11 protein-coding genes are annotated in these 9,534 nt (G+C 63.3%); 5 read left to right on the top strand and 6 right to left on the bottom strand.

Annotated features, from left to right (window positions below):
* The 4 genes from folE to VK804_RS05305 all read left to right on the top strand — a co-directional run.
* A partial coding sequence (gene folE, locus VK804_RS05320) for a GTP cyclohydrolase I FolE (RefSeq protein ID WP_325368601.1) occupies nt 1-544 on the top strand: 544 nt, incomplete at its 5' end.
* Between the two features lie 26 nt (nt 545-570).
* Nucleotides 571-999 carry a phosphoribosyl-AMP cyclohydrolase gene (gene hisI / locus VK804_RS05315; protein WP_325368599.1) on the top strand — a complete coding sequence of 143 codons (429 nt, stop codon included), beginning with the start codon at nt 571-573 and terminating at the stop codon, nt 997-999.
* Between the two features lie 203 nt (nt 1,000-1,202).
* Nucleotides 1,203-2,300, top strand: a complete 1,098-nt coding sequence (locus VK804_RS05310) for a transglycosylase SLT domain-containing protein (RefSeq protein ID WP_325368597.1) — start codon at nt 1,203-1,205, stop codon at nt 2,298-2,300.
* Between the two features lie 159 nt (nt 2,301-2,459).
* The gene (locus VK804_RS05305) at nt 2,460-3,635 is read left to right on the top strand and encodes a DUF2336 domain-containing protein (RefSeq protein ID WP_325368595.1); all 1,176 of its coding nucleotides are present in this window, start codon (nt 2,460-2,462) and stop codon (nt 3,633-3,635) included.
* Between the two features lie 43 nt (nt 3,636-3,678).
* Here the strand turns inward: VK804_RS05305 and VK804_RS05300 are convergent, their stop codons facing one another.
* The 4 genes from VK804_RS05300 to VK804_RS05285 form a co-directional block, all read right to left on the bottom strand.
* On the bottom strand, nt 3,679-4,470 hold the full coding sequence (locus tag VK804_RS05300) for an outer membrane protein (RefSeq protein WP_325368593.1): 792 nt from the start codon (nt 4,468-4,470) through the stop codon (nt 3,679-3,681).
* A gap of 189 nt (nt 4,471-4,659) precedes the next feature.
* Nucleotides 4,660-5,235 (bottom strand): Hpt domain-containing protein, encoded by a 576-nt coding sequence (locus VK804_RS05295; protein ID WP_325368591.1) that lies wholly within the window; start codon nt 5,233-5,235, stop codon nt 4,660-4,662.
* Between the two features lie 26 nt (nt 5,236-5,261).
* Nucleotides 5,262-5,807, bottom strand: a complete 546-nt coding sequence (locus VK804_RS05290; protein WP_325368589.1) for a response regulator — start codon at nt 5,805-5,807, stop codon at nt 5,262-5,264.
* 180 nt (nt 5,808-5,987) lie between these two features.
* The gene (locus tag VK804_RS05285; protein ID WP_325368587.1) at nt 5,988-6,899 is read right to left on the bottom strand and encodes a LysR substrate-binding domain-containing protein; all 912 of its coding nucleotides are present in this window, start codon (nt 6,897-6,899) and stop codon (nt 5,988-5,990) included.
* A 142-nt stretch (nt 6,900-7,041) separates the two neighbouring features.
* Here VK804_RS05285 and VK804_RS05280 point away from each other — a divergent pair, with 142 nt between their 5' ends.
* Nucleotides 7,042-7,665, top strand: a complete 624-nt coding sequence (locus tag VK804_RS05280; RefSeq protein WP_325368585.1) for an isochorismatase family protein — start codon at nt 7,042-7,044, stop codon at nt 7,663-7,665.
* 27 nt (nt 7,666-7,692) lie between these two features.
* On the opposite strand, the gene VK804_RS05275 is transcribed toward VK804_RS05280, so the two are convergent.
* Complete coding sequence (locus tag VK804_RS05275) at nt 7,693-8,808, bottom strand: Fic family protein (RefSeq protein WP_325368583.1); 1,116 nt, start codon at nt 8,806-8,808, stop codon at nt 7,693-7,695.
* Between the two features lie 139 nt (nt 8,809-8,947).
* A partial coding sequence (locus VK804_RS05270; protein WP_325368581.1) for an NAD kinase occupies nt 8,948-9,534 on the bottom strand: 587 nt, incomplete at its 5' end.

Raw genomic sequence — 9,534 nt, 5'->3', positions numbered from 1 at the left:
GGTGGAGACCCTGCTCGGCTATATCGGGGAGAATCCGGGACGCGAGGGGCTGCTGGATACGCCCCGCCGCGTGGTGGAGGCCTTCGACGAACTCTATCAGGGCTACCACCAGTGCCCCGCCACGGTGCTCGACCGCACCTTTGGCGAGACCGCCGGCTATGACGATTTCGTGCTGATCCGCGACATCGAATTCACTTCGCAGTGCGAGCATCACATGATGCCGTTCTACGGCAAGGCGCATATCGCCTATACGCCGGTCGAACGGGTGGTGGGACTGTCGAAGCTGGCGCGGCTGACCGACATCTTCGCCCGCCGCCTGCAGACCCAGGAGCACCTGACCGCCCAGATCGCAGCTGCGATCGACGAGGTGCTGAAACCCCGCGGTGTTGCCGTCATGATCGAGGCCGAGCATACCTGCATGTCGGTGCGCGGCGTCGCCAAGCATGGCGCGATGACCTTCACCAGCCGTTTCACCGGCATGTTCCGCGACAATCCGGCGGAGCAGGCGCGTTTCCTGTCCATGGTGCGAGGGTCGCTGCGCTGACCCTCGCCTCAATTCGAGGGCTAGCCGTGTCACCGTCATCCGAAATCAACGACATTGAGGAAGGGCTCGAGCTCAAGCCCGGATTCGACGCTGCGGGCCTTGTCACCTGCGTCGCCACCGATGCGGCGACCGGCGAGGTGCTGATGGTCGCGCACATGAACGACGAGGCCTTGCGCCGGACGATCGCGAGCGGCGAAGCCTGGTACTTCAGCCGCTCGCGCAACGCGTTATGGCGCAAAGGTGAGACATCGGGTCAGACCCAGCGCGTGGTCGAGATGCGGATGGATTGCGATCAGGACGCGGTCTGGATCCGGGTCGAGCAGAAGGGCGCGGCCTGCCACACCGGCCGCCGCTCGTGCTTCTACCGCAAGGTCGAGGCAGGCGAGGGGGCTGCGCGCTTGTCGTTCGTGGATGCGGAGCGGCTGTTCGATCCGAAGGACGTTTATCGGAAATAACCCCGTCATTCCGGGGCGTGCGCAGCACGAACCCGGAATCTCGAGATTCCGGGTTCGCCTGGCGGCGCCCCGGAATGACGGTGGTTGGAACCCTTTAACCCGCCATTAACCATAGCCGCTGCAGTGTGACGGCGGCCTGAACGTTAGTGGGAGCTCTCGGACAGGCCAGGGCGGGCGTTTCGCGGGGAGCGGGGCACCAACATATGTCGGTTGACACTTCTAACGCCACGGCAACGGCAGGTGCCGATCCGTCGCGCGTGCGCGTCGCGGGCGCGATCAAGCAGGCCGCCTCTACCACCGGCACCAGCTTCGAATATCTGCTCACCACCGCCAAGATGGAATCCGATTTCAATCCGACGGCGGGGGCTTCAAGCTCTTCGGCGCACGGCCTGTTTCAATTCATCGAGCAGACCTGGCTCGGCACCGTGAAGGAAGCCGGCAACCTGCTCGGCTACGGCAAATATGCCGACGCCATCACCAAATCCCGCTCCGGCGACTACTCGGTCGGCGATCCCACCGCGCGAAAAGCCATCATGAAGCTGCGCGACGATCCCGCGGCAGCGTCCTCGATGGCGGCGGTCCTGACCCAGTCCAACAGTTTCAAACTCACCGGCAAGCTCGGCCGGCGCCCGACCGACGGCGAACTCTACATGGCGCATTTCATGGGGGTCGGCGGCGCGGCCAAGCTGATCACCAGCGCCGAGGACAATCCGAACGCTACCGCCGCGCGGATTTTTCCGAACGCGGCCTCGGCGAACCGCTCGATCTTCTACGACCACTCGGGACGCGCGCGCAGCACCTCCGAAGTCTATTCGGTGCTGTCGGCGCGCTACGCCGGCGCCGCGAGCTCCCAGGCGACGCGCAGCGCGATGGCCTCGGTCGGCGGCGACATCAAACCCAATGTGGCGGTCGCCAGCGCAACACCAACGCCCGCGGCAGCCCCGGTCGACAATGCGGCCTATCTGTCGACTTTCCCGGACGCCCGCGCGGTGACCCCGGTCACGACCGCATCCGCGTCGCCCGCGACGGACAATTCGGCGCCGGGCGTTCCGGTTTTCCGTTCGCTGTTCCAGGCTGCCGACCGGACCCAGCCGATCTCGCCGACGGTGCATGAGTTGTGGGGCAACTCGTCGTCGCTGACCTCGGTTGCGCAGGCGTCCCCGGTTGCGTCAGCAACCCCAGTTGCGCAGGCAACGTCGCTTGCAGACGTGAATTCAGCGCCGTCGCCGGCGCAAGCGCCCGCCGTGCAGGCGCCGCAATCGCTTGACCTGTTCAGCGACCGCAACGGCACGTTCAGCTAGCCCGGACGGCTGGGGAGCTTGCCCAGCCTTCGCCACCTTAACAAAACGTCAATAAAACCAGCCATTTATGGTGAACGCTTTATTAAGCGTCGTGGTTTATTTTGTATGACAGTGGCGTCGCGTCGCGGTGCCGTCTTGGTTGCGTAAGCCGGCAGGACCATGATCGTTCGGCAGTTCATCAGTTGGATCAGGAGCGCGCCGGCCGGCGAGCGGGCGGAGGCGACGCGGTCGCTGGCGCGGGCCTGGCTGATTTCCGATCTCAGTGAAGAAGACCACGCCGCCGCCGAAGGCGCGCTGTTGATGCTGCTCGATGATGCTTCGCCGCTGGTGCGCCAGGCCATGGCCGAGGTGTTTGCCCGCAGCGCGGAAGCGCCGGCTGCAATCGTACAGGCGTTGTCGCTCGACCAGCCCTCGGTCGCGCTGCCGGTGCTGGAACATTCCCCGCTTCTGATCGATGCCGACCTCGTCGACATCATCGCGACCGGCGATTGCCAGATGCAATGCGCCATCGCCCGCCGCATCCATTTGCCGGCGTCGGTTTGCGCCGCGATCGCCGAAGTTGGTTCCGCCGCGGCCGCGCTCGAGCTGATCGAAAACGCCTACGCTGAACTGGCGCCATTTTCCTGGGACCGCATCGTCGAGCGCCACGGCCATCTCGCCGCGATCCGGGAATCGATGCTGGTGTTGCAGGATCTGCCGGCGGCGACACGGGTCGCGCTGGTCGCCAAACTGTCGGATACGCTGGCGCAATTCGTGGTCGCGCGGAACTGGCTGTCGCCGGATCGGGCGGACCGTATCGCCGGCGAAGCGCGTGATCGCTCCACCGTCAACATCGCGGCGCGCTCGCGCGGCGAGGACATGCGCGGGCTGGTAGCGCATTTGCGCGCCACCGGGCAGCTCACCGCCGGGCTGATCCTGCGCGCGCTTTTGTCGGGCAATCTCGAACTGTTCGATCATGCGCTTTCGGAATTGGCCGAGCTGCCGCGGGCGCGCGTCTCCGCGCTGCTGCACGATCGCGGCGGCGCCAGCCTGCAGGCGCTGCTCAAGCGCGCAGGATTGCCGGAATCGACCTTCGCCGCGTTCCGCATGGCGCTCGAAGTCAGCCATGAAACCGGCTATGTCGACACGCTCGGCGGCGCTGCCCGATTGCGGCGCCGCATGGTCGAGCGCGTGCTGACGCATTGCGCGACCGATCCGCTTGCCGCCGAGCCGCTATTGATCCTGCTGCGGCGGTTCGCAACCGAATCGGCGCGCGAAGAAGCCCGCATGTTCTGCGACGAGCTGATGTCGGAAGAGGCCGTAGCGCCGCTCCAGCACGAGCTGATCGCGGCGTAGCGTCTTCGGGGGGGCGCTTTCAGGCCGGAAAGGCCCGCAAAGATCAGTATCGCGCGACGACAGGGCCGCCCCAGTTGAAGCGATAATTCACCCCGGCTTTGACGATGTCGAGCGTCTGGGACGAACTCACAAACGATGTTCCCGTGGCCGTGCCGATAACCGCCACGTTTTTCGAACCGAAGTCGACGTGGTTGTATTCGAGTTTTGCAGACCAGTTGGGCAGAAAGCCCCATTCCACGCCGCCGCCGACAATCCACCCGGCACGATCGGTGCTGGTGCTGGATGTTTCAAACGGTGCCCCACCTGCAGTGCTCGCGCCGTTCGAATTGTCATGTCCCCAGGCGCCGCCGCCCTTGACGTAGAACAGCCAGTTGTCCGCAGCAAATCCGGCCCGCGCGGTCGCCAGCGCAAGATCCCTGACATTGGCGGTCACCGTGCTCGAGAACGCAGGCAGCACAACACTGTTCGTGGTCGCACTGCCATTTATATCCGCCCAGGAATATTCACCCTCGACGCCAACGACGAAGCTGCTGACTTGCCAGTTGAAGCCGCCCTGCACGCCGCCAAGCACGCCGCTCAGGTTGTTTTTGGTGAACACCGTACCGACCGGAAAAGCCGCGGTTCCCGGGGCAATCTCGGTCGATTGATTCCCGGCCCATCCGCCGCCGACATGTGCGCCGATGTAGAAGCCGCTCCAGTTATAAAGCGGCGGTGCCACCACCGGTGCCCTGTAAACCGGGGCCGGAGCGGGCGCGGGCGCAAGGTCAGCAGCAACTGCTGAGCCAGCCAAACCCAACGCAACGAAACCGGCAGCACTCAGAAAAACCCTTTTCATACAAATCTCTCCTTGGAAAAATTTGCATGATTATTAGCGATTGGGTTCCCTGAAGGCTGTGACAAAACCGCAACACTCCACAGGCTTTAGATTGCTTGCAGATACATTGCCAGGATTTGTATTGCTCGGCAGAAACATAATGGAACGCGGCCGGGGCGCCGGACCCGCGCTCAAACCCCGGCGCTTACCTCATTCACCCGGCACGATGCTCGGCGCAAGGATCGCTTCGAGGTGCTCCGGGCGGTCGCGATTGGCGTGGGTGAGGTATTCGTCGGCGATGCCGCGCAACTGCCGGCTCAATACGCTTGCGGTCGAGACGGTGTCGAGCTTGGTGCGCTCGCGCACGATTGCCTGGATGGCGTTGATGTGGTGCTCGATCAGGTTGGGGGGCACCTCGTCGAGATCGGGCGCGTGTTCGATGATCCGGCAGAGGCTTTCGGCGGCCGCACCCGCCGACGGATATCCGAAGGTGGCGGCGTCGCCCTTGATGTCATGGGCGGCGCGAAACAGCTCCTCGCGGGTCTCTTCCGTAAAGCCGTCGCTGAGAACCGCGGCGTGCGCCGCCGACAGCCGGTCGGCCTCGACCGCCATCCAGTTCTTGAATTCGCCGGACAGGCCGGCAAGCGCCTTTTCCGCCCGCGCCACGGGATCGTCGTGATCATTGTCGCCGACCCGTCGCAGCACCTTGCGCAGCGGATTGGGCTGCGTGATCACGTGATGGTCGGCGAAGGCCTTGACCTCGATGTCGCGTTTCTGGTTCGCCATGCTGGTTTCCCTGGGTCCGCCCGCCGCTAGACGGCGGAGCGGGCCTTGTCGAGCAGCGAGGGCTGCTGCATCACTTCCACCTCGCCGCCGACGCGGCGCTCGGGGCCGATATAGGCATTGCTGGTGTTGCGCCTGCGGTCCGGGCCGAAGTAGGTCTTGGTCTTGATGAAGGGCCTCGGATTGGCGACGACGTTGAGGATGCGCTGATAAAGGCCCTTGGCCGAGATCGGTTTCGCAAGGAATTCGGTGACGCCGGCGTCGCGCGCCACGGTGACGCGGCGCTTCTCGGAATGCCCGGTCAGCATGATGATGGGCGCGAACGGGTTGCCCTTGGATTCCGGCTGCCGGATCATCTGCGCCAGTTCGAGGCCGTCGAAAATCGGCATCGACCAGTCGGTGATGACGATGTCGGGGACGTAGTGGCTGTACATTTCGAGCGCGGTCGCGCCGTCCTCGGATTCATAGACCTCGCGCGCGCCGAACGAATGCAGCAGCGTCCGCAAGATGCGGCGCATGTGCGGATTGTCGTCGCACAGGAGAAATCGCAGCTTGTTGAAATCGATGCGAAACATGGCCATGCCCTGCGGGTGGACCGGAAAACGACGGTATACCCGGCGTTAACCATATCGCGGCGCAGGTTAACGAATGGTTGCGGTTGCCACCCAGGCCAGATGGAAATCCAGGTCGCTGGGGGCGTGAACTTGCAATCGCGCCTTGTGATGGCTTGCCGGAGTCCGCTTTGGAGCCGTGAGCTACATCGCCACAGCCTTCGGAAGTTGAACCGCCAGGTGCTCAATGAAGGTGCGGACTGAAGGCAAGAGGCCTTGCCGGTAAGGCAGCAGTGCCGTCAACGTCGAATCACCGGCATGCCACGTCGGCAATACCCTGCGCAGCGCTCCTGATCGAAGTTCTTCGCGACAGACATAGCCGGGCAGCGCGACAATGCCGAGCCCGGCGATCGCCGCTTGCTTCAATCCGACCATGTCGTCGCTCATGAGGCGCGGCGTTAGCGGCATGACAACCTCGCCCTTTCGCTCGCTTGTATGGCGAAGCCGCCAGATTGGGGAAACCCCGGTGCGCATCATGAAAAGCGATGAATGCTTTCGGAGATCCTCGGGTGTCTTGGGCGAGCCGTTCGCGTCGAGGTAGGCGGTCCCTGCGAACAGCAGCCACGGCGCCGGTGCCAGCGTCCTCTGGACCAGCGTGGAACTCGGAAGCGGGTCTGAATGCGCCCTGACCGCGACATCGTAGTTCTCGCCGACGATGTCGACGTTTTGGTCAGTCGCATGCGCGACGACGTTGACCCTGGGATGGCGGACAAGAAAATCCGCGACCACCTCGCGCAACGCGAACTGCATGGTGGCCATGCCCGATGTGAAGCGCACGGTGCCGATTGGTTCATTCAGCCGATGCCGTATCGAGGCCTCGGCCTGTTCGGCCTGCTGCAGCATCTCCGCCGCATGGCGATAGAAGTCGGCCCCCGCATCGGTCATCCCAAACCGCCGTGACGTGCGGTTGAGCAGCCGAACCCCGAGGCCCGCCTCGAGCTGGCGGATGCGGTGGCTCAGAGTCGATTTCGGAAGCCGGAGCGTGCGGCCGGCGGCGGTGAAGCCACCCCGATCAACCACCTGTACGAAGTAGAAGAAGTCGTTGAGGTCGAGCATCGGACGGCCCATCGTCCAATCTATTGGACTATAGGTTCGATTATTGCCGACTTCTTGGCCGTTCGTCCAGCCACTAATCTTCATCCCCGAGCGAGCGCCGATCAGCGGCGCATCTCAACCCTTCTCACGTCAGGAGAATGTCATGGCAGACCAAGTCCGCGCTTATGAACCGCTTACGTCCGATAACGCAGCGCTCGTCCTCATCGATCATCAAGTCGGTCTCATGACCGGGGTGCGCGACTATTCGACCGGAGAACTCAAGCACAATGTGATTGCGCTGGCCAAAGCGGCCAAGGCGTTGAAACTGCCGATCGTCGTCACCACGACCGCGCGCGACAGCATGTGGGGTCCGACCTTCCCGGAACTCGTGGCCGCACTGCCTGGCATCCAGATCGTGGACCGCTCGTCGGTCAACGCGTTCGATGATGCAGGGGTCGCGCGCGCGATCGAAGCGACCGGCCGCAAGAAGCTGATCTTCGCCGGCATCTCGCTCGAAGTCTGCGCGGCGTTTCCCGCCATCACCGCGGTCGGCAAGGGATATGGCGCCTATGTTGCCGTCGATGCATCCGGAACGTTCAGCGAGACCAAGCGCCAAGCCGGCCTCCTGCGCATGCTGCAGGCCGGAGTGATCGTCTCGGACTATGCGACCTTGATGGTCGAGATCCTGAAAGACAATGCACGCCCGGAGGCCGGCGCCGTCTACGAGGCAATGGACATGCCCTGGGCGAAACTGGTCGGACAGATCGCGCAGGCTTACGGCAAGTGATCATTGTTGGCGTATCGCCACCCGCTATCACGAGTCTGCTTCGCCAACGAGCGAATAGCTGGTGCTGCGGCCACCTCCGGCGTCTTTGATCAGTATTCGCCGCGCCACCAGATCGGAAATGTCGCGCAATGCCGTATCGGGCGAGCATTTTTCAATTGCTGCCCATTTTGACGACGTAAGCTTGCCCTCGAAGCCATCCAGCAGGCGGTTGACGATGTCGCGCTGACGCTCATTGAGCGGCGCGACCGAATGCTTCTTCCAGAAATCGGCCTTCGCGAAAACGCTGCCGAGAGTTTTTTCGGCTCCATCGAAGGCACGGTCGAGACACCCCAGAAACCATTCCATCCAGGGCGTTATATCGAGATCGCCCTTTTGCGTCGATTCCAGGATGTCGTAGTAGGCGTTGCGCTCGATCCGGATCTGCGCGGACATACTGTAGAAGCGCTGCGGGCTCGCTTCCGAGCGGGCGAGTGACATGTCGGCGATGGCGCGCGCGATGCGTCCGTTGCCGTCCTCAAACGGATGGATGGTGACGAACCATAAATGTGCAAGGGCGGCTCTCAGGACCAGGTCGGTATCATCCTCGCCGTTAAACCAGTCGAGAAAAACTTGCATCTCTGCGTCGAGCCGTCGGCTGGGGGGCGCTTCGTAGTGGACGCGCTCGCGACCAGAAGGACCGGAGACGACCTGCATCGGCCCCGACTTTTCGTCGCGCCATGCGCCAACGATAATTTTTCTCATGCCACTTCGCCGCGTTGGGAAAAGGCATGCGTGCCAACCGAACAGCCGCTCCTTTGTGAGTTCTTCTTGGTACTTCTGCGTGGCGTCGAGCATCATCTCGACCACGCCTTCCACATTGCGGTCGGCGGACGGCAATGCGGCCGCATCGATGCCAAGGCGGCGTGCGATTGAAGACCGCACTTGTTCCTTGTCGAGGATTTCGCCTTCGATCTCGCTCGATTTGACTACGTCTTCGGTCAACGTTTGCAGGACGGCCTCTTCCCGGAGGGGAAAACCGAGCTCCTGCATGCGGCCAATGAGGCGGCCCTGGCGATGCCGGACGATTGCGAGTTGCCTGGCAAGGCCGTGCTGGTCCCATCGGAATTTGGGCCAATTCCGCAATTCGTGGATATATCCGGCCATTCTCCGCACCTCTTGCGGAAATTATGGCAGTTAGTCCCCGCAGAACCAAGTATAATCGCCGCACATCATGCGGTAATTAAGGGGTGTATTCTCCGCAACGTCGAGAGAACACGGAGGCTGCCTGAAGCCTTGGGACGCTTTAATACCCGAATTGCTCGCTCAAAATCCGCTCTTCCAGGCTGTGGCCGGGGTCGAACAGCATCCGCATCGAAATGGTCTTGTCGGACAAGACCTCGACGCGGCGGACGTCGCGCGCCTCGTCGTGATCGGCGACTGCCGCGACCGGGCGCTTGTCGCCTTCGAGCACCTCGATCACCACATAGGCGGTGTTGGGCAACAGCGCCCCGCGCCAGCGCCGCGGGCGGAACGGGCTGATCGGGGTCAGCGCCAGCAGCGGCGCGTTGATGGGGATGATCGGCCCCTGTACCGAAAGATTGTAGGCGGTCGATCCCGCCGGCGTCGCCACCAGGATGCCGTCGGCGATCAGCTCCGGCATCCGTTCGCGTTCGTCGATCAATATCCTCAGGCGCGCCGCCTGGTAGGTCTGGCGGTACAGATAGACCTCGTTGATGGCGTGGTGAAGATGCACCACGCCGTGGACGTCGGTGGCGCGCATCAGCAGCGGATGGATCAGGGATTCCCTGGCGGCCGCAAGCCGGGCGTGCAGGTCCAGCGTCGAGAACTCGTTCATCAGGAATCCGACGGTGCCGCGATGCATGCCGTAGA

Origin of the sequence: Bradyrhizobium sp. (assembly GCF_035484855.1) — a bacterium.
Lineage (GTDB): Bacteria > Pseudomonadota > Alphaproteobacteria > Rhizobiales > Xanthobacteraceae > Bradyrhizobium.
Note: the sequence above shows the minus strand (reverse complement) of the source record. Positions and strands in the feature narration are given on the sequence as shown.